We start from the raw sequence: 25162 nt of genomic DNA on the forward strand, positions 1-25162 counted from the left end.
GCAGACAACGATGAAACGCGAATTGCTGGCCATTCTCCGCTGCCCCCATTGCCGCGGCGAACTGCATGTGGCTGGAAACGGGGAGCAGGAGGGCGAGGTCGAGGATGGCGAACTCAGCTGCGTCGGCTGCCGCCGCCATTACCCGGTGGTGCAGGGCGTGCCGCGCCTCTTGCTGCAGGACGGCCTGGTGGCCAGGACCCGCAGCGGCTTCACCTACCAGTGGAACAAGCGGCAAACCGGCCGCGCCGAGCGCCGCGCGGTGGTGTACGGCTACGAGATAGGCAAGTTCATGGACTGGTTCGTCGGCGAGTTCACGCCCGGCCTGTCCGCGCGCGCGTCCGGCGCCTGGCTGCTGGACGCCGGCTGCGGCAGCGGCGAGAAGGCGCGCGAGCTGGCGCGGCGTTTTCCGCAGCACCAGGTGGTGGCGATAGACCAGTCCAACGCCATCGCCCGCGCAGCCTGGGAAAACCGCGATCTGCCCAATCTGCACTTCGTCCAGGCCAACGTCTGGTTCCCGCCGTTCGCCAATCACAGCCTGCAGTTCGCGATGAGCATAGGCGTGCTGCACCACACGCCGGACACGCTGCGCGCCTTCCGCGCGATCGGCGCGCTGGTGGCGCCGGGCGGCGACTTCATGACCTGGCTGTATCCGCTGCCGGAAGAGGACAGCTTCTGGGCCGGGCTGTACCGCCAGCGCGACAGCCATTTCCTCAAGCTGGGCCACCGGCTGCCGCACTGGATGACGATCGCGCTGTGCCACGCCTATATCGCCGTCTTCTTCCCGCTGGTGCTGCGCTTCCTCAAAGCCCAGTACCGGGTGAACAAGGACCGCTTTCCCATCTATCCGGACCGGCCGACGCTGGGCGAGCTGTACCGCAGCTCGGTGTTCCTGTCCTTCGACAACGTGATGCCGCCGCACCAGTTCCGCCACGGCAGGCCCGAGGTCCGCGGCTGGTACCGCCAGCACGGCTTCGGCGCGGTCAACGACCGCTACCCGGGCTTTTTCCACGCGATACGCGGCCATGCCGCCTGATTACCAAAGGAGGAGACTGCAATGAACGACGCCACCGTCGCGCTCGAGGCCGCGCTGGAGGACAAGCTGCGCGACTTCCTGGTCCGGCTGCTGAAGCTGGACGAAGACCAGCCGCTGCCGGCCGACGCCGACCTGATCAACCAGATCGGCCTGGACTCCATCGAGGCCTTCGACGCCATTGCCACGCTGCACGAGCTGTTGGACGCGGTGATCCCGGAGAACTTCAACCCCAAGGTGGTCAACAGCATACGCACGCTGGCGCGCTACGTGCTGGACGCCTTCGGCGACGGCGCTGCCCGCCGCTTCATCGAGCTGGACCTGGAGGCGGTGACGGCCTTCGACGCCGAGGAAGACCTGTAGCCGTGGCGGCGCGGCAATTCTCCGGCGATGAACTGGCGGCGCTGCTGCCGCACGCCGGCGACGCTTTCTTCCTCTGCGACGCCGAGGTGGATGGCTGGAGGGTGGGCGGCGGGGCCAGCTGGCGCGCCGACCATCCCCATTTGCGCGGGCACTTTCCGGGCGAGCCCATCGTGCCCGGCGTCTACCTGCTGGAAGCGGCCGCGCAGCTGGCCGGGGTGGCGATACGCTGCGGCGGGGAGGATTGGACGCCGGGAACCCTGGGCGTGTTGGCCGGGGTGCGCAAGTCTTACTTCCACCGTTTCGTCCGGCCGGACGAGCGGGTGGATTACGCGCTGGAGGTGAAGCCGACGCCGGGCAGCGCGATGTACGCGGTCAGCGGGCTGGGCAAGGTGGGCGGGGACAAAGTGCTGACCGTGGAATTGACGATAGCCGGCGTGCGGCGCTAGCGCGGCGGCGGGAGGGGGCATGGACAAGCGAAGAGTGGTGATCACCGGCATTGGCGTGGTGTCGCCTTACGGCGCGGGCCTCGAGCGCTTTTGGCAGGCGCTGGCGGGCGGCGAAAGCGCGCGGCGGCCGATACAAGGTTTCGACGCCTCGGTTTACCGAAGCGGGCAGGGCGGCGAGGCGCCGGCCGAGTTGCTGGCGGACGCCGGCGCGCGCGCGCGCTGCGGCGACCCGGGCGAGGACAGCGCCTACTTCCTGGCGCTGGCCGCCGCCGAGGCGTTGCGGGACGCCGGCCTGGGGCTGATATTCGATGACGCCGAGCGCGTCGGCTGCGTGCTGGGCACGCTGTGCGCCGGCATGCGCAATATGCGCGAGTACGGCGCGGCCTACGAGGCGGGCTTGCCGTCGCCGGTGGCGGCGGAGACGATACCGGCCCATTACCAGCTGGACTTCCTGGCGCGGCGGCACAATCTGACCGGGCCGTCGTCGCTGGTGTCCACCGCCTGCTCGTCCACCACCGACGCGCTGGGCTACGCCTTCGACCTGATACGCGGCGGCGAGTGCGACCGCTGCCTGTCCGGCGGCGGCGATGTGCTGGCGGAGATGATACACGCGGCCTTCAACGGCCTGTATTCGATCACTACGGGCGAGCCCAGGCCGTTCGACAGCGAGCGCGACGGCTTCTTCATCGGCGAGGGCGCGGGCCTGTTTCATCTGGAAACGCTGGAGTCGGCGCGCGCGCGCGGCGCGCGCATCCATGCCGAGATCCTGGGCTACGGTCTGTCCAATACCGGCCACCACCTGACCGCCACCTCGGAAGACGGCGGCGGCGAGGCGCTGGCGATCCGCCGCGCGCTGGACGACGCCGGCCTAGCGCCGGCGGACATCGACTACATCAATTGCCACGGCACCGGCACCCGCCACAACGACGCGTCCGAGATCCGCGCGATCAATCTGGTGTTCGGCGATGCCGCCGAGCGGCTTCACATCAGCTCCAACAAGGCCTCGATCGGTCATTGCATGGGCGCGGCCGGCGCGCTGGAAGCGGCGGCGACGGTATTGGCGCTGGAGAACAGTCTGATCCCGCCGACGCTGCACACCCGCGGCGACGAGGCGGAACTGCGCAGCCGCCTGGTCGGAGCCGAGGCCAGGCCGGCGGCGCTGCGGCGGGCGCTGTCGCAATCGTTCGGCTTCGGCGGCGCCTGCTCCTGCATCGTGTTTGGCCATTACCGGGAGGATGGACATGCGTGAAGTGGCGATTACCGGCATTGGCGTGGTCGGGCCGCACGGCGTCGGGCTGGACAGCGTGTTCGACGCCGCGCGCGGCGGACGCTTCGTGTTTTCCGCCTGGCCGGAGGCGGCGTCGCCGCCGCACGCCGAGTCCCTGATCGCCAGCGTCGGCGATTATCCCCGCACCCGCTATTTCAACGAGCGCGCGCTGCGGCTGATGGACAAGCCGATGATGCTGGCCAGCTTCGCCGCCGGATCGGCGCTGGAGGATGCGGGCTACAGCGACGGCGGGGCGCCGGAAGACTGCGCGGCTCTGTTGGGCACCGCGCGCTCCGAGCAGACCTCGGTGCACAAGTTTTCGCTGCCGCTGCTGCAGGGGCGGCCGGAACGGATCAATCCGGCCGAATTCCCGCTGGTGGCGCGCAATATCGCCTGCGGCCAGATGGCGATCCGCTTCGGTCTGCGCGGCCCCAGCTCGGTGCTGGCTTCGGGGCCGCTGGCTTCGCTGCAGGCGGTGGCGCGCGCCGCCGGCCTGATCCGCTCCGGCCGGGCCGAGATCGCGCTGGCGGGCGGCGTGGAGGCGCTGTCGCGCTTCGGCTTGCGTTTCTGCCGCGATTATTACGGCGACGCGGCGCTGGCCGGCAGGCCGGCCTTCTTCGGCGAACGGGGCGGAGGGCTGATCCCGTCCGAGGGCGCGTGCATGCTGGTGCTGGAGGACGCGGAGCGCGCGGCGGCGCGCGGCGCGCGCGTCTACGCCAGGCTGGGCGGCTGGCATGCCGGCCGGCTGGGCCGGGGCGACGCGGTCCAATCGCTGCTGGACGGCTGGCGCCGCGCGGCCGACGCCGAGCCGGCCCTGCTGCTGCCGGGCGCCGGTGGCGCGGGCCGCGATCACGAAAGGCTGGAGACGCGGGCCTTGCGACGCTGGCTGGCGGAGCGCGCCGGGCGGCCGTGCAAGCTGCTGGCCGCGCGGGCGCTGGCGGGGGAGGGCGAGAGCTGGAGCGGCGCGCTGCAGGTGGCCTTGGCCGCCGCTTCGCTGGCAAGCCGGCGCGCGCCGGCCACGCCGGACGTGGCGGCGGACGCCGATCCGGCGCTGGCGCAGGCCGCAGCCGGCGGAGCGCTGCCGGATGACGCCGCCGCGCTGGTGTTGGGCAACGACGCCGCCGGGGCGTTCTGCGCGCTGGGGCTGCGCCGGTGAGCGCCATTGTTTTCGCGCCGCGCGCAGGGGCGCGGCGGCCATCATGGAGAACGCGATGAGTGAACACGCACTGCCGCTCGCCTTGTGCAAGGCGGCGCTGGTCACCGGCGCGGGGCGGGGCATAGGCCGCGCGATCGCGCTGGAGCTGGCCGGCCGCAAGCTGCCGGTCTTCGTCAACTATCGGCTGGACGGCGCGGCGGCCGAGGACGCCTGCGCGGCGATACGGGCAGCGGGCGGCGAGGCCTATCCGGTTCGCGCCGACGTGTCCAACCGCGATGCGGTGGCGGCGATGTTCGCCGACATCCGCCAGCGCGGCTTCTGGGTGCAGACCCTGGTCAACAATGCCGGCATCGTCCGCGACGGCCTGCTGGCGATGATGCCGGCCGACGATTGGACCACAGTGCTGGGCAGCAATCTCGACGGCAGCTTCCACTGCGCGCGCGCCGCGCTGCAGACCATGATGAGCCGCAAGAGCGGGCAGATCGTCAACATCGCCTCGGTCGGCGGCATGCGGGCGCAGGTCGGCCAGGCCAACTACGCGGCGGCCAAGGCCGGCCTCTTGGCGCTGACCCGAGGCCTGGCGCGCGAGGTCGGCCGCTACGGCATACGCGTCAACGCGGTGGCGCCGGGCTTCATCGAAACCGACATGCTGGCGGAAATGAAAGCGTCGGACAAAGGCGCGGCCTTGCTGGAGGACGCGCGCGCCAAGCAAATCCCGCTGGCTCGCTTCGGCAGGCCGGAGGAGGTGGCGCAGACCGTCGGCTTCCTGTGCTCGGGCGCGGCCAGCTACATCACCGGCCACGTGCTGGTGGTCGACGGAGGGCTGTGTGCCTGAAGCCCGGCCCTTGCTCGGCCGGCTGTTCTCGCCGATCGCGCTGAACCGGCTGCGCTTGCCCAACCGGCTGCTGATGAGCTCGATGCACTTGAATCTGGACGAATGCGACGACGCCTGGCAACGGATGGCGGCGTTCTACGCGCTGCGCGCCCGGGAGGGCGTCGGGCTGATCGTCAGCGCCGGCTGCGCGCCGGACGAGGCGGGCAGGACCACCGCCGGCGGCTTCGCCTTGCGCCGCGACGACGAAATCGCCGGCCACCGGCTGATCACCGGCGCGGTGCACGAGGCTGGTGGCCGCATTGCGCTGCAGATCCTGCATTTCGGCCGAGAGGCCTTTCACGGCGGCATGGTGTCGTCGTCGGCTGAGCGGCTGCCGTCCAGCGTGTTCACGCCCAGGCCGCTGTCCGAGGCCGAGATTCAGGCGACCATCGCCGCCCACGCCGATTGCGCAGCCCGCGCCGTCGCCGCCGGCTACGACGCGATCGAGCTGCTGTTCGGCCAGGGCTTCCTGGTGCATCAGTTCCTGGCGCCGGCCTGCAACAAGCGGACCGACCGCTGGGGCGGCGGCTTCGACAACCGCGCGCGGCTGGCGGTGGAGATCGCCGCCGCGGTGCGCCGCCGCGTCGGGGCGGATTTTCCGCTGATCTTCCGCCTGCCCTGCATGGACCTGCTGCCGGACGGGCTGGACGCCGAGGAGTCGATGGCGCTGATCGGCAAGCTGCTGCCTTATGGCATCGACCTGCTCAACGTCAGCATAGGCTGGCACGAATCCGAGGTGCCGACCATCTCGATGGCGGTGCCGCGCGCGGCTTTCGCCGACGCCGCCCGGCTGGCGCGGCGGCGCTACCCGCAGCTGAAGCTGGCCGTCAGCAACCGGGTCAACGACCCGCGCGACGGCGAGGCGCTGCTGTTGGACGGCAGCGCCGACATGATCGCGATGGCGCGGCCTTTTCTGGCCGACCCGGCGCTGGCGGGCAAGGCGCGGGCAAACCGCTTCGACGAGATCAACGTTTGCATCGCTTGCAACCAGCGTTGTCTGGACCACGTGCTGACCGGCCAGCCGGTCGGCTGCAGCGTCAATCCCGATTGCGGATTGCCGGAGGAAGGGCGCTATCCGCCGCTGACGCGCGCGCTGGAAGTGGCGGTGGCCGGCGGCGGCATCAGCGGCATGGGGGCGGCCTTGTTCCTGGCCCGGCGCGGCGCGCGCGTGACGTTGTTCGAGGCCGGGGACGAACTGGGCGGCCAGTTGCGGCTGGCCGCGCGCATTCCGCAAAAGGAGGAGTTCGCCGCCACCATCCGTTACTACCGCGGCGAGCTGCTGCGCGCTGGCGTGGAGGTGCGGTTGGGCCGCAGTTTCGACGAGAGCGCGGTCGACGCCGCGCGCTGGGACCACGTGGTGTTGGCGCAGGGCGCCGCGCCGCGGCGGCCGGAAGGCGTGCCGGGCCTGGAGCTGCCGCATGTGCGCGATTACGCCGAGGTGCTGGAGCAAGGCTGTCCGGTGGCGTTTCCAGTGGTGGTGATCGGCGGCGGGGGCATCGCCTGCGATCTGGCGAAATACCTGGCCGCCCTGCGCGGCGGGCTGGCGCGGAACGCGCGCGCCTATCTCGCGCGCCGCCTGCCGGCGGAGGCGCTGGCGCCGTATCTGGACGGAGGCGCGGACGACGAGGAGCCGGCGATCACGCTGCTGCAGCGCTCCGGCCGCAAGTTCGCCCACCGCGTCGGCCGCACCACGCGCTGGATATTGATGGACGCGCTGCGCCGCGACGGCGTGCGGCTGCTGGGCCGCGCGGAGGTGGCGGAAGTCACTGCGGACGCGGTGATTGTGCGCGAGCGCAGCGGCGCGCTGCGCAGCCTGCCGGCGCGCAGCGTGGTGATCGCCGCCGGGCAAGCGCCGCGTCTTGGGCCGGAGGACGCGCTGCGGCGCGCCGGCATTCCCTACACCGTGCTGGGCGCGGCCGACGGCGGCCTCTCCGGCGTCAATCTGGCCGCCGCGCTGGAGGCGGCCTACCGGTTTGCGATGGAGCTGAGATGAACACAATGCGGGCGGTGGTATGGGAAGGGCCGCAGCGGCTGAGACTGGCGACGCTGCCACGGCCGGCGCTATTGGCGCCGGACGACGCACTGCTCAGGGTCACCCACGCGTCCACCTGCGGCACCGATCTGCACATCTACCGCGGCGCGGTGCCGGGCTTCGAGCCAGGGACGGTGATCGGGCATGAGTTCGTCGGCGTGGTGGCGGCGGCGGGGCCTGCGGTGAAATCGCTGCGGCCCGGGCAGCGCGCGGCCTGCGCCGATTTCATCGCTTGCGGCGAATGCGAGTCCTGCGCGGCGGGGCGGCATGCCCAGTGCGCAGAGCGGCGGCTGTTCGGCTTTTCCGGCCTGCAGCCGCGGCTGGACGGCGGCTTGGCCGAATATGTGCGGGTGCCGCGGGCGGATGTCGCGCTGACGCCGTTGGCCGATGGCGCGGACCCGCGCTTTGGCTTGCTGTCCGGCGACGTGATGCCGACCGCGCTGGGGGCGCTGCAACGGCTGGCGCTGGCTCCGGGCGAACGTTTGGCGGTGGTCGGAGCCGGCCCGGTGGGCGTCCTGACCGCCTGGCTGGCGGCGCGCCGGGGCGCGGAGGTTTTGTTGCTGGAGGCTAATCCCGCCCGCGCGGCGCGCGCCCGGAGCGGCGGGCTGGCGGTGGCGGAGATCGCGGTTGGACAGCCTTTGTCCGACGCGGCGCTGGGCTTGGCCGGCATGTTCGACGCCGCGGTAGACGCGGTGGGCGGCGAGACTGGCTTGAAGACTGCGCTAGCGGCGTTGAGGCCGCGCGGCAGGCTGGTGGGCGCGGGATCGCAGGCCGGCCGTTTCGAACTGGATTGGGGCGCGCTGATGCAACGCGAGATCGCGCTGCAGTTCGTGATTGGCGATCCGATCGGCCTGCGCGGCGAGGTGGCGGCGGCGATGGCCGATTGCGAGCCAGCGTTGGATCTGATGTTTTCCGACAGACTGCGCCTGGACGAGGTGCCGGATTATTTCGCCGCGCTATACCGGCGCGAGCGTTTCAAGGCCTTGGTCTGCGTGGCGGAGGAGAGGACATGAGCAGGCGGGATGTGGGAAAGCGGCTGGCGTTGATAGGCTGCGGCACGATGGGCGCGACGCTGGGTTTGAGGCTGCTGGCGCAGGGTTGGACGGTGAGGGCCTACAACCGCAGCCCTGAGCGGATGGCGCCGTTGCGGGACGCCGGCGCCAGCGCGCACGAGACGCCGGCCGAGGCCGTGGCCGGGGCCGATTGGGTGGCGACGGTGCTGACCGACAGCGCCGCGCTGCGCGCGCTGCTGTTCCGCCGGGATGGCATCGCCAGCGTGCCGGCCGCCGGCCGCCGGCTGGTGGATCTGGGCACCCATCAACCCACCCAGTTGGCCGCGTTGGGCGCGGAGTCAGCCGCGGCCGGCTGGCCGCTGGTGGAGGCGCCGATGACCGGCAGCGTGCATGACGCCAGCCACGGCACGCTGCATTTTCTGGTGGGCGGCGCGGAGGCGGATGTGGAGTGGGCGAGCCCGCTGCTGTGGGCGCTGGGGCGCGGCGTCCACCACTTGGGCGGCTTGGGCGCGGGCAATACCGCCAAGCTGGCCTTGAACCTGCTGGTCGGCGTGATGGCGGGCGGACTGGGCGAGGCGATCGCCTTGCTCAGGGCGCATGGCCTGGCGGTGGACAGCTTTCTCGACGCGCTGGACGGCAGCGGCCTGGCTTCGCCCTTGTACCGGCGGCTGGGGCAGCGCTATCTGGACGGCGATCACGCGCCGCGCTTCTCGCTGGCCAATCTGGAAAAAGACCTGCGCTGGGCATGCGAGCACGCGTTGGCCAGCGGCTTGGAGCCCAGGCTGGCGCCGACGCTGTGCCGGCTGCTGGGACCGCTGGCGGAGGAGGACAAGCGGCGCGACTACTCGGCCCTGATCGCCCATCTGGCTGGCACGCCATCCTGTTGAATTCTTTGTCATGGTTGTTGAATTTATTAAATGATATATTCATTTTCAGCCATGCCGACTTTCCCTTTCGAAAAACGAGCGAGCGCTTCATGAGCACAGCAGTCAAATCATCGACAGGCGGACCCATCGTCGAGCTGCAGGACGCGGGCCGCACCTTCTTGTTGGGCGAAACCCGGATCGAAGCCCTGCGCCATGCGTCGCTGGCGGTGCAGCCCGGCGACTTCCTGGCGATCTGGGGGCCGTCCGGCTCCGGCAAATCCACCTTGCTGAACCTGCTGGGCCTGATCGACAGCCCCAGTTACGGCCGGATGCTGTTCCGTGGCCAGGATGTCGCCGGCCTGGACGACAACGCCTTGTCCGACTACCGCAGCCGCGAGATCGGCTTCGTGTTCCAGAACTTCAACCTGATCCCGGTGCTGTCGGCGCTGGAGAACGTGATGCTGCCGCTGTACTGCCAGCGCGTCGCCAAGGCCCAGGCCAGGGAGCGCGCCCGGGCGTGGCTGCAGAAGGTGGGGTTGGAGGCTTTCGCCAACCATCCGCCGGAAAAGCTCAGCGGCGGCCAGCGCCAGCGGGTGGCGATCGCGCGGGCGATGGTGACCGAGCCCTCGCTGGTGATCGCCGATGAGCCGACCGCCAACCTGGACTCGCGCACCAGCCGCGAGGTGATCGACCTGATGCAGGCGCTGAACCACCGGACCGGCGTCACCTTCGTGCTGTCCACCCACGATCCCAGGCTGCTGGCGCGGGTGTCGCGCCATCTGGCGCTGCGCGACGGCGAGATCGCCGAAGCGTCGTATGAGGAGAGCATGCTGAAACTCAACGCGGAGAGCCTGACATGAACCCCATCGTGATGGCGTGGCGCAATCTGCTGCGCAACCGCCGACGCAGCCTGGTCACCTTGTTGTCCATCGCCTTCGGCATCGCCGCGCTGGCGCTGTTCGCCGGCTACACCCAGACCATCTACACCGGCCTGGCCAACCTCTCCATCCACGGCGAGATGATCGGCCACCTGACGGTCAACAAGCGCGGCTGGCGCACCGAGGGCAAGCTGCATCCGGCGCGCTATCTGCTGACGCCGGCCGAGATCGCCAAGGTGGACGCCATCGTCCGCAAGCGCCTGCCGCAGGGCCACGTGCTGCCGCGGATGGGACTGGACGGCATGATCTCCAACGGCCGCAACAGCACCATCTTCATCGCCGAGGGCATAGACCCGGCCGCGCTGCAGCTGATATTGGGCCCGCTCAGCGGCGTGCACCGCAACATCGTCGCCGACAAGCCCAACGGCGTGTCGGTCGGCGAGGCGCTGGCCTCGGTGCTGGGGCTGAAGCGCGGCGGCGAGGCTTCGCTGCTGGTCGGCACCATCCATGGCCAGGCCAACGCCGCCGACGTCGAAGTCAACGACGTGATCAATACCGGCAATACCGCCACCAACGACAAGTTCCTGCTGGTGCCGCTGCAGCTGACCCGCTCGTTGAAAGATGTCGGCGAGCAGGCCGAGTGGCTGACGGTGCTGATCAACACGCCGGCCAAGGCCGGCGGCCAGCTGGACAAGGGCATGCTGGCGATGCTGACCACGCCGGCGCCGGACGAGGCCACCACCCTCGCGCTGCGCGACCGGCTGCTGGCCGATTTCCAGGCGGCCGGGCTGGATCTGGAAGTGCGCACCTGGCAAGACATGTCGCTGTACTACAAGCAGGTGAAGAATATGTACGACCTGATCTTCACGCTGCTGCTGGGCATCGTGCTCGCCATTGTGGTGTTGAGCATCGCCAACGCGATGAGCATGAGCGTGCTGGAACGCACGCGCGAGATCGGCACGCTCAGGGCGATGGGCTACCGCCGCGTCCGGGTGGTGGGCCTGTTCATCGCCGAGGCCTGCCTGCAAGTGGTCTTGGGCTGCCTGCTGGGGCTGCTGTTGTTCTGGCTCACCAGCCACGCGGTCAACGGCGCCAACATCCAGTATGTGCCGCCGGGCAACAGCGTCAGTGTGCCGTTGTACATCGATTTCGATCCGGCGCGCACCGTGTTCGCGATGCTGTTGCTGGGCACGCTGAGCATCGTTGCCGCCTGGATGCCGGCGCGCAAGGCGTCGGGCCAGCAGATCACGCTGTCGCTGGCGCACAGCTGAGAAAGGAATGTGCATGAAAAAGATGACGATGGCGGCCGGCCTGCTGCTGGCCGGCTTGATCGCCGCGCCGACCGTTATGGCGGCGCCGGACGCGCAGGAGCTGCTGCGCCAGTCCGACCAGGCGCGCGGCGGCGATCTGCCCGGCCTGGCCTGGGAAGTGCGGCTGGCCAACAGCGGCAGCGCCAGCGAGGACCTGCAGCCGATGCGGCTGGACGTGCGGGCCAACAAGACCGCCAGCCTAGCCGAGGTCAGGGAGCCCTTGAGCAACAAGGGCTCCAAGATGCTGCAGGTGGACCGCAATATGTGGCTGAGCAAACCCGGGCTGAAGAAGCCGGTGGCGATTTCGCCGCGGCTGCGGCTGTCCGGCCAGGCGGCGATAGGCGACATCGCCGCCACCAATTACGCCAAGGACTACGCGGCCAAGCTGCTGCGGGAGGAGACGCTGAACGGCGAGCCCTGCTATGTGCTGGACCTGAAGTCGGCCAACAAGCAGAGCACCTACGACCGCATCGTCTACTGGGTGTCGGAAAAGCGGATGGTCGGCGTGCAGGCGCAGTTCTACAGCCTGTCCGGCAAGCTGCTCAAGCAGGCCAGCTTCCAGTACGACAACACGGTCAAGGTGGGCGGCAAGAGCATTCCCTTCGTCAGCGCCATGCAGATCAACGACGCGCTGACCGACGCCCGCACCACGCTGAAGTACGGCGAGCTGCGGGTGAAGAACTTCGCCGATGCCGAATTCCAGGTGGACAATCTCTGAGCGCGCCGCGGCCGGCCTGGCCGCGCTGCTGCTGTGCGCCGGCGTCCACGCCGCCGAAGGCGATGGCGGCGAGGCGTGGCGGACAGACGCCAGCCTGGAGACCTGGCTATACGGCGACGCCTACCGGTTGACCTCCCCGCTGCCGCTGCCGCAAAAGCAGTATCACGCTGAGGGGCGGCTGGACCTGACGCTCAGGCGGGACGCGCTGCGCGTGGAGCTGGCGCCCAGGCTGAATTGGCTGCGCGCCTGCCCGCCCGGCGGCCTGGATTGCCGCAGCGACGGGCAGGCCAGCCTCAACCAGGGCTATTTCAGCCTGGCCAGCGGCGGCGAACAACTGGTGGCCGGCCGCGAGAAATTCAGCTGGGGGCCGGCTAATTTCCGTTCTCCCAGCAATCCCTTCTATTTCGACAGCGGCCGGACCAATCCGCTGGCCGACACGCCCGGCATCGATCTGGCGCGCTGGACCCACAGCGGCGGCGGCTGGCGGCTGACCTCCGCCTATGTGTCCGATACCCGGACTTTGCCGCAGCCCAGGCAGCGCGACACCGCGCTGTTCAAGCTGGACCGGCAGGGCGACGATTCGCTGGCCAGCCTGGTGCTCAGCCAGGCGCGCAGCCAGCGCCAGGGGCCTTTCTTCGGCGCTTTCGCCCAGTACACGCCCGACGACGCCTGGCTGCTGTACGGAGAGGCGTCCGCCCAGCGGCGCGGCGCGGCGACGGCCACGCGCTGGCTGGCCGGCGCCGGCTACACCAGCGCCGCCGGCCGGGTGTGGTCGGCCGAATACCTGTTCAACGGCGACAACGGCGAGGCGACGCTGCAAGCCGACCCGGCCGCGCTGCGCGGCCGCCATTACCTGTGGGCCAGCGTGCAGAGCAACCCGCAGGAACTGGAGCGCTACTGGCGGCTGGAGTGGACGCGCAACCGGGACGACCATAGCCAGGGCTGGACGCTGTACGGCGAGCGCCGGCTGCAGCCGCGCCTGTCCGGCTTCGCGATGCTGATCCTGGGCGAGGGCGGCGCCGGCAGCGAGCTGGGCGGCGTCTACCGCAGCGGCGTCACGCTGGGGCTGAAGTTGTTTCTGCTGTAAGCGCCGGCGTGTCCGGCTCGGCATGGCGCAGGCCGGGATGCCCGCGCCTGGATGCTGGGAGGAGGCGCGGGACTAGAGCAGCTTGGAACCGATCAGACGGTTGAACAGCGAGCGCGGAATCTTGCGGTGCAGGCCGTGGTGGACCAGGAATTCCTTCAGCGCCTGCAGCCGGGCCTGCTCGATGCCGAATTTCTCGCACAGGTAGTTCTTGCACTTGATCACCGAATCGGTGGTGCGCGGCGCGTTGCGCGGCCGGTACTTGTCCATGAAGGCGGCGATCTGCTTGAACTCCCAGTTCAGCAGCAGCAGGAAGCAGACCTCCTGTTCGTATTCGGTCAGCGTCACGCCTTCCAGGCTGCTGTAGGCCGAGCCCTGCTCCAGGCTGCAGCCGGCGCCGAACTCGAGCACGTAATTGGGGATGATGTTGAGGAAATTGCCTATTTCGACGTCCTGGCCGCTGTAGATGGTGCCGAGAATCGACTGGCTGGGATGGTGGACCAGCATGTGCTTGTTGAACACGCGGGCCTTCAGGCCGTCGGCGTATTCGTGGATGTTCAGCGTGGCGATCTTGCGCTCGATTTTGCCGCCGCGCATCAGCGACAGATCTTCGCTCACATAGCTGTCGGCGAACTCGGCGGTGCCTTCGCACGGCATTTCGCAGTCCAGCCGGCCGGCGACGTCGCCGCCCTGTTTCAGCGCCACGATCCTGGCGTAGGCATCGGTGGAGATCAGATGCCGGGAATGGATGTCCTTCGCGCCCAGCATCATGTCCGAGCTTTTCGACAGCATTTCTATCGATTGGCGAAATCCGGCCAGGAAGCTTTTGTGTTCGTCGGTGAATTGCTCCGGGGCCAACATGGCGTATGTCATCGGCGATATTTCCTAATACGGAAGCCGGACATTCTAATGCGGAGGGCGGCCTCGATATTCCAGGCCTGTCCGACCGGACATCGCCGCTTTGCGAGAGCCGGATGGGTTCAAGCCGCCAGGCGCGCTTCTTGCTGAAAGCGCAGGCAGTAGGACAGCTGCAATTTGAGCCGGCACAACGTCAGGCGGCCGTCAGACCAGCTACGGGGCGGGCCCGGCGCGCGCCGCTCCTCGTCCGTCAGCCTGGACTCCAGGCTGGCGATCTGGCTGCGCAGCGGGGCGATGCGCGCCAGCCGCAGCTCCAGCAGCACTTTTTCTTCCGGATGCTGGCGGCCGGCCAGGGCGGCGGCGCGGACCTGCCAGTAACGGGGGTCGTACCACGGACCGGTGCCGGGGGGCAGGTCCCGGTAGGGAATGTGCTCGATATAGGGCAGATAGAGATCGCCATGCCAGACGGCGTCGTCCTCTATCATGCCGCATAGCTGCAGCAGCAGATTTTCCTGGCGCAGCGACCAGCCGGACGCGGATACGAAAACCATGGCTTCGGGCAGCAGGTGGAGACCTTGATGTTCCAGCATGGAGCGCAGCGGATCGCTCAGCTTGCCGCGGGCGTAGATTCTCAGCCTGTCGTCGTCCGGCGAGTAAGTGGCGGTCAGAGGTTTATTCATTTTCCACTCCCCTTGTTTCACGCGCGGCGATGGATGGGCTGGCGAGCCAGGATATTTGGTTTTGTCGCTGGATTTTGCCTTGTTGTCCTACGAGATGGAACTCCAGTTTTCTGGAGGTTGGCGGCTATCGGGTGATAAGCGGCGGCGATTGTTATTGATTCAAATAATCTGCTATTGAAAATTCGAACTGGCGTCTTGCCCGGTGCGGCATCCGCCGGCGATGGGCAAGCCCGTCGATGGCAGGCCGGCAGCGGCGCTAGGATTGGCCGTTTTCCAGCCGGGCTGACGGTTTGGCCAGATAAAACCATTCCTGGCCGGCCTGGGCCCGGGGATTGGGAAACACGATGCGGGCATCATCCGGCGCGAGCATAGGGCTGCCGTCGGCGCGGCGACCTATCAGCTCGCCCTGGCGGACGCTGTCGAAGCTGCTCCAGGCGCGGGCGAAACTGTCAGCGTCGTCGCGCTTGTCCACCACTTCATAAAGGCTGAGCAAGGCCATCGGCTGCGGGGCGGGATCGGGCGCGTCCACCATGCCGAGGTGGGCCAGCGTGTTGAGGATGGCTTGGTAGGCGATCTCCGGCGCGGCCGGATCGGCGTGCTGGCCGCATTCCAAGGTCAGCGCCCAGCCGCCTTGCGAGCGCATGTATTCGGTGGTGCCCACGCCGTAGCGCGGGTCGGCGTTGAGTTCGGCCAGCCTCGCGTCGCCGGCCGGCGACTGCCGCCGCCGCGCCACGCCCAGCGCGTAGGTGGACAGCCAGCCGTCCACCGCGTCGGCGACGCCCAGCCGCCGCGCCAGCGCTTCCTCGCAGGCCGCGTGGACGAACGGCTCCAGCTCGCCGTCGTTGTCGGCCGGGCCCAGGAATACGAACGGCTGACCAGGCGACTGGAAGGAATGCAGATCGAGCAGGACCTGATGCTCGGCCAGCAGCGGGCACAGCCAGTTGGCGACATGGTCCTCGTAGTCCCGCGGATGATCGCAGGGCGCGAGATTGCGGTTCAGGTTGCGGTCGCCGCCGCGCTGGCCCAGCCGGTAGGCCAGCGCATTGGCCACCGGCACCAGGGTCAGCCGTCCGGCGCGCAGCGACAGCGCCCCCCGTTCCAGCTCCGCCATCACGCGGCGGATGGCGATGGCGCCGCACACTTCGTTGCCGTGCACCGCGCCGGTGACGATCAGCGCGGGGCCGTCCGCCAGCGCCTGGTAGCTGTGGCTGGAGAAGGCCAGTGGCCAGCCCGGATTCACTTGAGCCATACGTCCTCGAAATCGAAAGAGCCGTTGGGGTTCATGATGAAGCCCTGCACATTGGCGCGCAACGGGATGTAGATCCGGGAGTGGGCGATGGTGATCCATGGCCGCTCGCGCTTGAAGATTTCTTGCGCCTTCAGATAGTACGGCGTCCGCTGCTTCTGGCCGGTGGTCTGGCGGCCCAGTTGCAGCAGCCGCTCGAATTCGGCGTTGCAGAAGCGCTGGCCGCCCTTGCTGACGCTGCAGGACAGGCTGTTCCACAGGAAGTCGTCAGGGTCGCCGGAGTTGCTGGTGAGGCCGGACATGTAGACGTCGTGCTCGCCGGCGCCGGCGCGCTTCAGATACTCGCCCCATTCGTAGGACTGGATGTTGGCCTTGACGCCGATGCGGGCCCAGTCCTGCTGGATCATTTGCGCCATCAGCTTGCCGTTGGGGTTGGTCGGGCGCTGCACCGGCAAAGCCCACAGGTTGACTGCGAAGCCGTTGGGGTAGCCGGCCTGGGCCAGCAAGGCCTTGGCCTTGGCCGGATCGTATTCATTGCGGGTCTTGGGGTTCCAGCTCCAGGTGGACGGCGGGAAGGGGTTCACCGCCTGGGTGGCGCCGCCCTTGGGGAACAATGCCTTGAACAGCGCGTCGCGGTTGATCGCGATGTCCAGCGCCACCCGCACCTCGCGCTTGGCGAACTGCGGCCGCTTCAGGTTGTAGGCGAGGTAGGAGATGTTGCTGGCGCCGGTGGCGGCGATCTTGATGTTCTTGTCGCCCAAGAGCGCGTCGAGGTCGGATTCGCGGACCGCCGCGGCCACTTGGCATTCGCCGGCCTTCAGCTTCTGGATGCGCACCTGCGGGTCGGCCACGATGGCGAATACCAGGCTGCGGGTCTTTTGCGGCTTGCCCCAGTACTGCGGATTGGCTTCGTAGCGGATGATGGCGTCCTTGGCGTAGCTTTTGAAGCGATAGGGGCCGGTGCCCACCGGCAGCAGGTTGATCTGCTGCGGCTTGCCCGCCTTCAGCAACTGGTCGGCGTACTCGGCCGACTGCATGCCGGCGAAGCCCATCGCGAAGAAGGTGAGGAAAGGGGCGTTGCGCTCTTTCAGCCGAATCTGGAGGGTGTGCTCGTCCACTTTCCGCACCGATTCGATCAGCTTGGACAGGCCATAGCCGTCCGGTCCGGTCAGCGGGGTCTTGAAGGCCTGGTTGAAGGGCTGGTCCGGCCGTATCCAGCGGTTGATGGTGAAGACCGCGTCGTCGGCGGAGAAGTCCCGGCTGGGCGTGAAATAGTCGGTTTGATGGAACTTGACGCCGCGGCGCAGTCTGAACGTATATAGTAGTCCGTCATCCGATACCGACCAGCTTTCCGCGAGGCCGGGCCGCAGCGCCACGCCGCCGCGTTTGAATTCGACCAGGCCCTGGAACACCGGCTTGGCGATGTTGTAGGTGGTGGCGCTGTCCCACATCGCCGGATCGAAGCCTTCAGGCGAGGCTTCCGCGCAGAACACCAGCGGTTTGGCGGCCAGAACTGGCGCGGGCAGCGCCGCGGCTAGCAGAGCCGCGAGCGGGAGCAAGGACGAAAGGCGGGGCAGGGACATCTCGGTTTCCTGTATATGGGTGTTATATGCTCCGAGCCTATCATGCTCCAAGGCCTGAATCGGATCGTCTTCACAGTATCGCTCAAGCGCCCGCTTGCCGGATTTGCGGCAGGTCAGCGGCGAGGGAGGAGCCATGGACGCAACCATCAGGCTGGAAGAGCTGGCAAGCCATCCCGAATACGTGTCCATCGAGGGCATGGCTGGCGTCAGGCTGGACCTGCGCTACGCCAGCGCCGACAACTTCGTCGGCCGGGATCTGTACGGCCCGTCGGCGCGGGCGTTGCTGCATAGCGCGGCCGCGGAACGGCTGGCCCGCGCTGCGGGCGAGATGGCCAGCCGCCGGGCCGGGCACCGGCTGCGCGTTTTCGACGCCTTGCGGCCGGGCCGGGTGCAGCGGGTGCTGTGGGACATCGTCAAGGATACGCCGCAGCGCATCTACGTGGCCGATCCGGCGCGCGGCTCCATCCACAGCTTCGGCATGGCGGTGGACATCACCGCCGAGGATGCTGAGGGGCGGGAGCTCGACATGGGCACCGGCTTCGACGATTTCACCGAACGCGCGCAGCCGCAGCGGGAGGAGGAGATGCTGGCGCGGGGGCTGCTCAGCGACGCGCAACTGGCCAACCGCCAGTTATTGCGCGGCTGCATGGAGGCGGCGGGTTTTCGCGGCATCGCCACCGAATGGTGGCATTTCGAGGCTGCCGACCGAGACTGGGTGCGCACGCATATGCGGCTGATCGAGTAGCGGGCGCGCGGGCGCCGCAGCCGGTCGCGCCGAGACAAAAACAAAACCGCCCGGCATCGCCGGGCGGTTTCTCCATCAGCTATCGCTTGAGGCGGCTTGTCCTGAGAGCCACGCCAGGGCTGCTAAGCGCCGGCATCCATGCCGCCTTGCGTATTGACGTAGCGGTAGCTTGGCCCGGCGGTTTTCTCGCTGCCCGGCGCCACCGGCGTTTCCATCAGGCTGACCGCTTGCACCTTGAGGTCGTACATCAGGCCGATGGCGGTGTCGATGCGCCTGGGCTCGCCGTTGAACGCTTGATGCAGCGCGTTGAGCAGGCTGCTGTAGCTGTAGGCGAAAGCCTCCACCCTCACCTTGGCCTGGGTGTTGTCCTGGTAGTCGTAATCCTGCGGATTGGACACCATCGGATACACGCCGGCCGGGTCGTAGGGGACGTCCGCTCCGGCATAGGCATAGCCGCCATCTGGCGTGGCGACGATGCGTTTGCCGTAGTAGATCTCGCCGTACTTGTAGTAATGCGCCGGATTGCCCGGCGACTGGTTCGGATTGGTGCTGGTGCCCTCTCCTTCAACGATGATGATGTTGATGGCGTGCAGGGCGCTGGCCACGTCGGTGATGGGAAACAGCCGTTCCGGAGAGAACCAGCCCAGTACCTGGTGGGGCACGGTGGCGGGTTTGAAGATGCCGTCGCCCAGCTGCTTGATCTGCTGCTTGATCGCCTCGTAGAACTCGCCGATGGTGGCGTAGTCCGGCTCCTCCTCCGCCAGCTTCGGCGTTTCCACCGGCACCGGGTCTTCCGGCTCCTCGATCACCATGAAGGTATTGAACACCAGCTCCTTGGAGAATGGTTCGATGCCGACGATGAAGCCCTCTCCGCCTATCGACATCGGCAATGGCCCCGGATATTTGGGAATGAACTGCGGCGTGTTGATCTGCGGATGGCCGCCGATGGCGATCAGGATATTGCCGGCTATGCACATGTGCAGCATTTCCTGCATCACGATGCTGTGGATCAACTGGCGGATCTCCTCGTTGTAGCCGGGCTTGAGCGAGAAGATCGCGGTCAGATAGGGCGGGATGGTGGCGTGCTCCAGCTCCACCGCGTTTTGCAGATAAACATGCAGCTCGGCCGCGGTTTTGGCGGCGCGGATGCCGTGGATGATGCTGCGTTGCAAACGAATCATGGTCTGTTCTCCCTCAATCCTGCGACGGCGCGGCTTTGCGCTGCGCCTGGCGTTGCATCACCACCGCGGTCTTGCCGGCGACTTGCAGTGCGTCCAAGGCCACCGCCACCGCGTCGGCATCCACCTCTTTGGGCGCTGCCGGAGCGGCGGCCTTGAGCGGAGGCGACCCTTTGAGCGGCTTGCCCTGAGCGTCGGTCTGGTCCAGCCACTTGAGGATGATGGCGCGCTTGTCGTCCGACAGGTCGCGCGTCACCGGCATATGGTTGGGATCGCTCAGCGGCAGGCGGAACGCCAGTTTGAGAATGTCGAGGTGGCGCACCACCGAGTCGTAATCGCCCAGGTCCACCACGTGCTTGCTCATGATGGGATACAGGTTGCCGTACTGGACGAAGATGGGCCGGATGTCGTCGTGCCAGGTGGGGTGGTCCGGCATCGGCACGCGGTCGAAGGCCAGCACGCTGACGAAGTTCCAGTAATTGCTGACATAGCCCTGAGGCTGTTGCTGCAGCTGGTAGCCGATGCCGTACAGCTGGCCGTCGATATAGCCGCGTGGATTGCCCGGCCCGGCCGGAATCGAGCCGATCACCGCCTTGCCGTAGCCGCTGTCGTTGGTATGGAAGGAGGCTGGATACTGCACGGCGTCCGCCGGCACGCTGATCTTGGGCGGCAGCACCGGCTTGTTGTTTGGCGGCGACGGCGGCAGCGGCTGGCCGCCGCCCATCAGCGTGGCTCCGTTGGGCAGCAGCTCCACATCCACTTGCGCGGACAGCGGCTGGCCGTAACGGCTGGCGTAGAAGCTCACCGGAAGCTGCTGTCCGGCGTTCAAGCGCAGCACATGGTCGTCGGAGCGCACGTAGAGGCCGTCGATGGATTCTTGCACCAGCACCTGGAACACATCGCCGGAGGGCGCGAGCAAGACCAGCGGACAGGATTTCAGCGCCGCCGCCGCGCCGGGAATGGCGGAGTAGTCGAAGTCCTGGATCGCGGCGGTCTGGCGATACCATGGCGAGGGATCGGTGCCGGCGGCGGCGTCCGATGACGGAGGATCGTAAGCCACCCGGCCCAGCACGATGACTTCATCCTTGTCCAGATTGCCGCTGATAGGGGCATGGGCCGGCGTTTTCAGCACGCCCAGCGCCAGCGGCCCCATATCGACGAAAGCGCCGCTGGCGTCGACGATGGGCAGCGCGTTGCCAAAGTCCGCGGTCAGCGTATTGCGTTCCGGGTGGTTCTTGCACTGGAAGCTGTAGATGCCGCCGGACGGCACCATGGGATAGGTATTGGGGTTGGGATCCAACTGCGCGGTCATTTGCCGGCCCAGGGTGAAATGCCTGGGTTCGCGCTCATGATAAGGGCCGATGGTGCCGACGATATGGCCCTGGGTGTAGCGCGGAATGGAGGGATCGCGCCCGTAGCCGAACAGGTTGAATTCGATGGACAGCAGGCCGTTCTGGGTGGCCTGGCGCATGGCCTCCAGCACCGGGGAGTGGATCTGGCCGTTCCACTGCACGTTTTCCAGGATGGACTGGAAATTGGCGGCCAGCAGCTGATCGGAGCGCACGCCTTGCTGCTGGCGCTGCCACAGGTTCATGAAGCCCACTGGCAGCATGTCGCCGATGAACAGCGCGCGTTCGACGTCATCGGTCAGCCGCACCTGCATGGCCCAGATTTGCGACACCATCTGCTGCTGCGGGTCCAGATCCGCCATCTTTCCCGGCGCGCGCTGGTCGGCGTTTTCCATCGCCAGACCGATGATGGGGTCTTGCGCGCTGCTGGTGATGGGCTTGCCGTTGAGGCTGGCGCCGGTCACGCTGCAACTGACGAAACGGAAGATGGCGGTACCTTGCGGATTCCAGCCGCCGTCGCCGAATTGCTGGTATTCCTCTTTGAAGGCGTCGGAATCGTAATAGCAGACATTGTTGTTGATGGTGGACACGTCCGACTGGAAATAGCCGGAGAAATGGATGCGGGGCGAGTCTAGGTAACTCATGGCGTCTCCTTTACGGCTGCAGGGTGGCCCAGCTGGCGTCGGGCTGGGAATCGGCTTTGTCGGCGGCCGGCGCACCGGCTTTGTCCGGACAATCGGTGGCGAACAGGCAGCACCACTCCGGCTTGGCGGGACACATTTCCGCCACTTTCATCCAGGTCTGTTTCGGATCGGGCTTCTGGGCGCGGAAGTTCTGATAGTTCTGGCTGACCATGGGCGCGTCCGGCGGCGAGCCAGGATCGCCGGAGAAGAAGAACGACTGCGGATGCCGATACGGCGCCCCCTTGCCGCCGTCGCGCGTGGCTTGCTTGTAGAAGGCGTAGCCGAACAGGATGTCGCCGGGCTGGATCACGCGCGAGTAAGCCTGCAGGCTGTTGTCAAGATGCGAGCTTTGCTCGGCGTTGTACGGCAGGTGCTTGATGAAGTCGCGCCGGGGCGGGTGGTTGTCCAGCGAGAACTGGCAGCATTGCGGCGTGCCCTTGGGCCGGTCCGCGTAACGCAGGAAGTAAGCCTTGTTGCCCAGCGACACGAAGGAGCAGCTGTAGTGGTTGCTGCCGGGGAAAATCGGCAGGCAGCGCTTTTCATAATGCTCCATCATCGCGCCGCGGCCGTCGCCGTCGGCCGGCACATAGCTGGAATCGTAATAGCTGGCGCCGTAGGAGACTTCGTAATCCTGGCCCTCGGCCATGCCGGCCGGCGGCGAGGCGTAGGGCGGCGGATATTGTTTGATCGCGGCTTGGTTGAAGATGCGGTACATGGTCCAGTCGCTGACCCACCATTCGGGAAACAGCGGATTGCTGGGCTCGCCGGGCTTGCGCGGATAGACGCAGCTGCCCGGCAACAAACAGCCCACGGTATTGTGCACGCCGCCGGTGTAGTAGCTGTGGCGCGCGGCCGGCGTGCTTTTCAGCGCCTTGAGCGCGGCGGGGGCAGAGGCCTCCGGCATGTCGGCGGCCTGGACCCAGGCCGTGGCGCAGGCCAGAACCAGCCCGCCCCGGCGCGCGGCGGCGAAGATAGACTGTTGCAATGACATCGATCGTGCTCCTTGTGTGTAGGCAGACCCACGTCCCCTTGCCGCACAGTCATGCGGCGAGTCCGCATGGGTGGGGCCGCTTCGAACACGCTCCGGGGCCCATGCTTGATATCGCCGCAGTTGATCCACATCGTATTGTTTTTGTTGAAATTAAATGCATGCAGCATCATTGCAAGTGTGGTTATAGTTGCCGGGTTTTAGGACGCAAAGGAAAATTTAGGATAGGAACCAAAGGGTGCCCGGCGTTGGGCATCCGCGCTTCTTTCCTGCGAGCGGGAGCCAAGGCTGGGTTTCGGCTTCAAGCCGGCGCCTATCGGGCGGCGCAGGCCCAGAGGACATGGACATCGCTGAATTATCTCGTCCCGGCGCTTGACCCGAACTTGGGCGGGATAGGATAATTCCTCGTTTTTTTTCAACTGCTTAGTTGTCGTTGCCATGTCCCGGGAATCCCGGCGCGATGGAGCGTTTGTGGCGAGCATGCCGGAAGCAAGAGGCGCTTGTGGCAGCGCCCAAGCGACGAAAACAGGCTAAAATCGGCCGGAATGAACAGTAACAAGATTGCACCCAATGGCGCTGAAACCCGCGTCAGCCAAGGAAGTTCAGCGAGATTGCCATCCCGCCGCCTGAGCGTGGCGCCGATGCTGGACTGGACCGACCGCCACTACCGCTATTTCGCCCGCCAGATCACCCGCCATACCTGGCTGTATACCGAGATGGTGACTACCGGCGCGCTGCTGAATGGCGATGTCGCCCGTCATCTGCGTTTCGACGAGGCCGAGCATCCGATCGCGCTGCAGCTGGGCGGCTCCGAGCCGGCCGAGCTGGCCGCGTGCGCGAAGTTGGCGGCCGAGTGGGGCTACGACGAAGTGAACCTTAACGTCGGCTGTCCGTCGGAAAGAGTGCAGAAGGGCGCTTTCGGCGCCTGCCTGATGGCGGAGCCCAAGCTGGTGTCTGATTGCGTGAAGGCGATGCGCGACGCGGTGGACATCGACGTCACCGTCAAGCACCGCATCGGCATCGACCAGATCGAGCATTACGATTACTTGCGCGAATTCGTCGACACCGTGGCCGAGGCCGGCTGCCGCACCTTCATCGTCCACGCCCGCAACGCCATTCTGAAGGGCCTGAGCCCCAAGGAAAACCGCGAGATCCCGCCGCTGAAGTACGACTACGTCTACCGCCTGAAGCGGGAGCGGCCGGATCTGGAAATCCTGATCAACGGCGGCGTGAAGACCAACGCCGAGATCGCCGAGCATTTGAAGCACGTGGACGGCGTGATGGTCGGCCGCGAGGCTTATCACAACCCGTGGCTGATGGCGGAATGGGATGCGCTGTTCTATGGCGACGAGGCCGCCGGCCCCGAGCGCGCGGCGGTGGTCGACGCGATGATGCCCTATGTGACGGCGCGCCTGGGTGACGGCAGCAATGTCCGCCACATCGCCCGCCATATCCTGGGCCTGTTCCAGGGCTTGCCTGGCGCGCGCAACTGGCGGCGTATGCTGTCCGACTCCAAGCTCTTGGACGGCGCCGACGCCGGCCTGCTGCGCCAGGCCTACGAGGCGACGCTGGCCGGCCCCCGCGCCTGATTATCCGATGGCCGCCGACGGGCGGCTGTCTGCGCCAGGCGGCCCCGGCCGCCTTTTGTCATTGTTGTCATGCCCGGCATGACTGTCTGGAGGTGGATCCCAATTGAAAAAGTTGCAAAAGCTGATGCTCGCCCTGTCGCTGTCTTCCGGCCTGGTTTGGGCCGGTCCCAATGACGTGCTGCACATCTACAACTGGAGCGGCTCGCTGTCCGACAACATCGTCAGGCAGTTCGAGAAGCGCTGTGGCTGCAAGGTGGTGCAGGACTATTACGGCGACAACGAGGAAATGCTGGCCAAGCTGGCCGCCGGCGCCAAAGGCTACGACATGGTGTTTCCGTCCAGTTTCGTCGTGCAGGCGATGACTAAGCAGAAGCTGCTGCAACCATTGGACCACCGACAGGTTCCCAATCTGAAAAACGTGGAGCCGGCCTATCTGTCGCAAAGCTACGATCCGGGCAACCGCTACACCATCCCCACCGTGCTGTCGCTCACCTCCGTCGGCTACAACGTCGAGAAGCTGAAGCAACTGGGCGTGGATCCCTCCAGCTGGTCGGTGATCTTCGATCCGAATGTGCTGCGGAAGATCAAGGGCAAGGTGACGGTGCTGGACAGCTCGCGCGAGGTATTCGCCGCCGCGCTGTTCTACTTGGGCAAGGACCCGAACCAGGCGACCGACGCCGACATGCGCGCCGCGCGCGACGTGATCAAGCGCGCCAAGCCGTATTGGGCGGCCTTCTCCAATGCCAGCTATCTGAAGCAACTGGCGGTCGGCAATATCTGGGTGGCGCTCGGTTACTCCACCGAATTCTTCCAGGCCAGCGAAGACGCCCGCCTGACCAAGCGGCCCTTCCATATCGGCAATGTGCCGCAGCGCGAGGGCAATGAGATCGGCGTGGACACCATGGCCATCACCGCCAGCGCCAGGCGGCCGGATCTGGCTCACCAGTTCATCAATTTCATGCTGGACGGCCAGAACGCGGCGCAGCTGACCAACCTCAATGGCGCGACCAATCCGGTGGCGACCGCCAGTCCCTATTTCCGCGCCGATCTGAAAGCCAGCCCGGTGATCAATCCTACGCCGGAGCAGGCGAAGAAATGGACGGTATTGCGCGAACTGGCGCCGAAAGAGCGCCGCGCCCTGGCGCGGATGTGGACGGAAGTGAAGGTCAGCCGCTAAGCTGGCGGCCTGGCCGGACGCCATCGCGCCGGTTCGGCCGCACCCACAA

General features: G+C 67.2%; 23 protein-coding genes. 16 read left to right on the forward strand and 7 right to left on the reverse strand.

What is annotated here, in order from left to right; translation table 11 throughout:
* The first annotated feature begins 10 nt into the window (after window positions 1-10).
* The 13 genes from VA599_RS14610 to VA599_RS14670 all read left to right on the forward strand — a co-directional run bounded on the left by VA599_RS14610 (window position 11) and on the right by VA599_RS14670 (window position 13040).
* Complete coding sequence (locus tag VA599_RS14610; RefSeq protein ID WP_021476335.1) at window positions 11-1033, forward strand: methyltransferase domain-containing protein; 1023 nt, start codon at window positions 11-13, stop codon at window positions 1031-1033.
* A 21-nt stretch (window positions 1034-1054) separates the two neighbouring features.
* A complete protein-coding gene (locus VA599_RS14615; RefSeq protein WP_021476334.1) occupies window positions 1055-1393 on the forward strand; it encodes a phosphopantetheine-binding protein in 339 nt (112 codons plus the stop codon).
* Window positions 1394-1395: 2 nt separating this feature from the next.
* Window positions 1396-1839: a 3-hydroxyacyl-ACP dehydratase FabZ family protein gene (locus VA599_RS14620; protein ID WP_346789243.1), complete on the forward strand. Its 444-nt coding sequence runs from the start codon at window positions 1396-1398 to the stop codon at window positions 1837-1839.
* A 19-nt stretch (window positions 1840-1858) separates the two neighbouring features.
* Entirely contained in the window at window positions 1859-3088 is a 1230-nt protein-coding gene (locus VA599_RS14625; RefSeq protein ID WP_346789244.1) for a beta-ketoacyl-[acyl-carrier-protein] synthase family protein, read from the forward strand.
* Window positions 3081-4262: a beta-ketoacyl synthase N-terminal-like domain-containing protein gene (locus tag VA599_RS14630; protein ID WP_346789245.1), complete on the forward strand. Its 1182-nt coding sequence runs from the start codon at window positions 3081-3083 to the stop codon at window positions 4260-4262. The genes VA599_RS14625 and VA599_RS14630 overlap by 8 nt, the downstream gene beginning before the upstream one ends.
* A gap of 55 nt (window positions 4263-4317) precedes the next feature.
* Window positions 4318-5097, forward strand: a complete 780-nt coding sequence (gene fabG, locus VA599_RS14635) for a 3-oxoacyl-ACP reductase FabG (protein ID WP_346789246.1) — start codon at window positions 4318-4320, stop codon at window positions 5095-5097.
* Window positions 5090-7129: an FAD-dependent oxidoreductase gene (locus VA599_RS14640; protein WP_346789248.1), complete on the forward strand. Its 2040-nt coding sequence runs from the start codon at window positions 5090-5092 to the stop codon at window positions 7127-7129. The genes fabG and VA599_RS14640 overlap by 8 nt, the downstream gene beginning before the upstream one ends.
* Entirely contained in the window at window positions 7126-8181 is a 1056-nt protein-coding gene (locus VA599_RS14645) for a zinc-dependent alcohol dehydrogenase (protein ID WP_346789250.1), read from the forward strand. The genes VA599_RS14640 and VA599_RS14645 overlap by 4 nt, the downstream gene beginning before the upstream one ends.
* Window positions 8178-9068, forward strand: a complete 891-nt coding sequence (locus VA599_RS14650) for an NAD(P)-dependent oxidoreductase (RefSeq protein WP_346789251.1) — start codon at window positions 8178-8180, stop codon at window positions 9066-9068. Before VA599_RS14645 ends, VA599_RS14650 begins: the two co-directional genes overlap by 4 nt.
* An 89-nt stretch (window positions 9069-9157) precedes the next feature.
* Window positions 9158-9907 (forward strand): ABC transporter ATP-binding protein, encoded by a 750-nt coding sequence (locus VA599_RS14655; protein ID WP_021475151.1) that lies wholly within the window; start codon window positions 9158-9160, stop codon window positions 9905-9907.
* Complete coding sequence (locus tag VA599_RS14660) at window positions 9904-11196, forward strand: ABC transporter permease (protein ID WP_021475152.1); 1293 nt, start codon at window positions 9904-9906, stop codon at window positions 11194-11196. The genes VA599_RS14655 and VA599_RS14660 overlap by 4 nt, the downstream gene beginning before the upstream one ends.
* A gap of 13 nt (window positions 11197-11209) precedes the next feature.
* Window positions 11210-11953, forward strand: coding sequence for an outer membrane lipoprotein-sorting protein (locus VA599_RS14665; protein WP_021475153.1), 744 nt, complete (start codon window positions 11210-11212; stop codon window positions 11951-11953).
* A complete protein-coding gene (locus tag VA599_RS14670; protein ID WP_021475154.1) occupies window positions 11925-13040 on the forward strand; it encodes a hypothetical protein in 1116 nt (371 codons plus the stop codon). The genes VA599_RS14665 and VA599_RS14670 overlap by 29 nt, the downstream gene beginning before the upstream one ends.
* A 72-nt stretch (window positions 13041-13112) precedes the next feature.
* Here VA599_RS14670 and VA599_RS14675 read toward each other — a convergent pair whose 3' ends face one another.
* The 4 genes from VA599_RS14675 to VA599_RS14690 all read right to left on the reverse strand — a co-directional run bounded on the left by VA599_RS14675 (window position 13113) and on the right by VA599_RS14690 (window position 17404).
* Window positions 13113-13910: a hypothetical protein gene (locus tag VA599_RS14675; protein ID WP_021475155.1), complete on the reverse strand. Its 798-nt coding sequence runs from the start codon at window positions 13908-13910 to the stop codon at window positions 13113-13115.
* Window positions 13911-14017: 107 nt separating this feature from the next.
* Window positions 14018-14575, reverse strand: coding sequence for a hypothetical protein (locus VA599_RS14680; RefSeq protein WP_346789254.1), 558 nt, complete (start codon window positions 14573-14575; stop codon window positions 14018-14020).
* A 256-nt stretch (window positions 14576-14831) separates the two neighbouring features.
* Window positions 14832-15824, reverse strand: a complete 993-nt coding sequence (locus VA599_RS14685; protein ID WP_346789256.1) for a M14 family metallopeptidase — start codon at window positions 15822-15824, stop codon at window positions 14832-14834.
* Complete coding sequence (locus VA599_RS14690; RefSeq protein WP_021476475.1) at window positions 15812-17404, reverse strand: ABC transporter substrate-binding protein; 1593 nt, start codon at window positions 17402-17404, stop codon at window positions 15812-15814. The genes VA599_RS14685 and VA599_RS14690 overlap by 13 nt, the downstream gene beginning before the upstream one ends.
* A 133-nt stretch (window positions 17405-17537) precedes the next feature.
* On the opposite strand from VA599_RS14690, the gene VA599_RS14695 reads away from it, so the two are divergent.
* On the forward strand, window positions 17538-18149 hold the full coding sequence (locus tag VA599_RS14695) for a M15 family metallopeptidase (RefSeq protein WP_104946178.1): 612 nt from the start codon (window positions 17538-17540) through the stop codon (window positions 18147-18149).
* 122 nt (window positions 18150-18271) lie between these two features.
* On the opposite strand, the gene VA599_RS14700 is transcribed toward VA599_RS14695, so the two are convergent.
* Genes VA599_RS14700 through VA599_RS14710 form a run of 3 tightly spaced genes read right to left on the reverse strand, consistent with a single transcriptional unit; the run spans window position 18272 to window position 22350 of the window.
* Window positions 18272-19330: a ferritin-like domain-containing protein gene (locus VA599_RS14700; protein WP_021476477.1), complete on the reverse strand. Its 1059-nt coding sequence runs from the start codon at window positions 19328-19330 to the stop codon at window positions 18272-18274.
* Between the two features lie 13 nt (window positions 19331-19343).
* A complete protein-coding gene (locus VA599_RS14705; protein WP_021476478.1) occupies window positions 19344-21320 on the reverse strand; it encodes a hypothetical protein in 1977 nt (658 codons plus the stop codon).
* A gap of 10 nt (window positions 21321-21330) precedes the next feature.
* Window positions 21331-22350 carry a hypothetical protein gene (locus VA599_RS14710; protein ID WP_021476479.1) on the reverse strand — a complete coding sequence of 340 codons (1020 nt, stop codon included), beginning with the start codon at window positions 22348-22350 and terminating at the stop codon, window positions 21331-21333.
* A 638-nt stretch (window positions 22351-22988) separates the two neighbouring features.
* Here VA599_RS14710 and dusA point away from each other — a divergent pair.
* Complete coding sequence (gene dusA / locus VA599_RS14715; protein WP_429838785.1) at window positions 22989-23936, forward strand: tRNA dihydrouridine(20/20a) synthase DusA; 948 nt, start codon at window positions 22989-22991, stop codon at window positions 23934-23936.
* A 103-nt stretch (window positions 23937-24039) separates the two neighbouring features.
* Window positions 24040-25113, forward strand: coding sequence for an ABC transporter substrate-binding protein (locus VA599_RS14720; protein WP_346789261.1), 1074 nt, complete (start codon window positions 24040-24042; stop codon window positions 25111-25113).
* Window positions 25114-25162: the final 49 nt, after the last annotated feature.

Source organism: Chromobacterium indicum (assembly GCF_039708975.1).
Classification (GTDB): Bacteria; Pseudomonadota; Gammaproteobacteria; order Burkholderiales; family Chromobacteriaceae; genus Chromobacterium; species Chromobacterium piscinae.

Excerpts from the sequence above, each read along its gene's own strand:
- VA599_RS14610 (WP_021476335.1), top strand. The coding sequence starts at position 11 with ATGAAACGCGAATTGCTGGCCATTCTCCGCTGCCCCCATTGCCGCGGC.
- VA599_RS14615 (WP_021476334.1), top strand. The coding sequence starts at position 1,055 with ATGAACGACGCCACCGTCGCGCTCGAGGCCGCGCTGGAGGACAAGCTG.
- VA599_RS14625 (WP_346789244.1), top strand. The coding sequence starts at position 1,859 with ATGGACAAGCGAAGAGTGGTGATCACCGGCATTGGCGTGGTGTCGCCT.
- VA599_RS14630 (WP_346789245.1), top strand. The coding sequence starts at position 3,081 with ATGCGTGAAGTGGCGATTACCGGCATTGGCGTGGTCGGGCCGCACGGC.
- fabG (WP_346789246.1), top strand. The coding sequence starts at position 4,318 with ATGAGTGAACACGCACTGCCGCTCGCCTTGTGCAAGGCGGCGCTGGTC.
- VA599_RS14645 (WP_346789250.1), top strand. The coding sequence starts at position 7,126 with ATGAACACAATGCGGGCGGTGGTATGGGAAGGGCCGCAGCGGCTGAGA.
- VA599_RS14650 (WP_346789251.1), top strand. The coding sequence starts at position 8,178 with ATGAGCAGGCGGGATGTGGGAAAGCGGCTGGCGTTGATAGGCTGCGGC.
- VA599_RS14655 (WP_021475151.1), top strand. The coding sequence starts at position 9,158 with ATGAGCACAGCAGTCAAATCATCGACAGGCGGACCCATCGTCGAGCTG.
- VA599_RS14660 (WP_021475152.1), top strand. The coding sequence starts at position 9,904 with ATGAACCCCATCGTGATGGCGTGGCGCAATCTGCTGCGCAACCGCCGA.
- VA599_RS14665 (WP_021475153.1), top strand. The coding sequence starts at position 11,210 with ATGAAAAAGATGACGATGGCGGCCGGCCTGCTGCTGGCCGGCTTGATC.
- VA599_RS14670 (WP_021475154.1), top strand. The coding sequence starts at position 11,925 with ATGCCGAATTCCAGGTGGACAATCTCTGAGCGCGCCGCGGCCGGCCTG.
- VA599_RS14675 (WP_021475155.1), bottom strand. The coding sequence starts at position 13,910 with ATGACATACGCCATGTTGGCCCCGGAGCAATTCACCGACGAACACAAA.
- VA599_RS14680 (WP_346789254.1), bottom strand. The coding sequence starts at position 14,575 with ATGAATAAACCTCTGACCGCCACTTACTCGCCGGACGACGACAGGCTG.
- VA599_RS14685 (WP_346789256.1), bottom strand. The coding sequence starts at position 15,824 with ATGGCTCAAGTGAATCCGGGCTGGCCACTGGCCTTCTCCAGCCACAGC.
- VA599_RS14690 (WP_021476475.1), bottom strand. The coding sequence starts at position 17,404 with ATGTCCCTGCCCCGCCTTTCGTCCTTGCTCCCGCTCGCGGCTCTGCTA.
- VA599_RS14695 (WP_104946178.1), top strand. The coding sequence starts at position 17,538 with ATGGACGCAACCATCAGGCTGGAAGAGCTGGCAAGCCATCCCGAATAC.
- VA599_RS14700 (WP_021476477.1), bottom strand. The coding sequence starts at position 19,330 with ATGATTCGTTTGCAACGCAGCATCATCCACGGCATCCGCGCCGCCAAA.
- VA599_RS14705 (WP_021476478.1), bottom strand. The coding sequence starts at position 21,320 with ATGAGTTACCTAGACTCGCCCCGCATCCATTTCTCCGGCTATTTCCAG.
- VA599_RS14710 (WP_021476479.1), bottom strand. The coding sequence starts at position 22,350 with ATGTCATTGCAACAGTCTATCTTCGCCGCCGCGCGCCGGGGCGGGCTG.
- dusA (WP_429838785.1), top strand. The coding sequence starts at position 22,989 with ATGCTGGACTGGACCGACCGCCACTACCGCTATTTCGCCCGCCAGATC.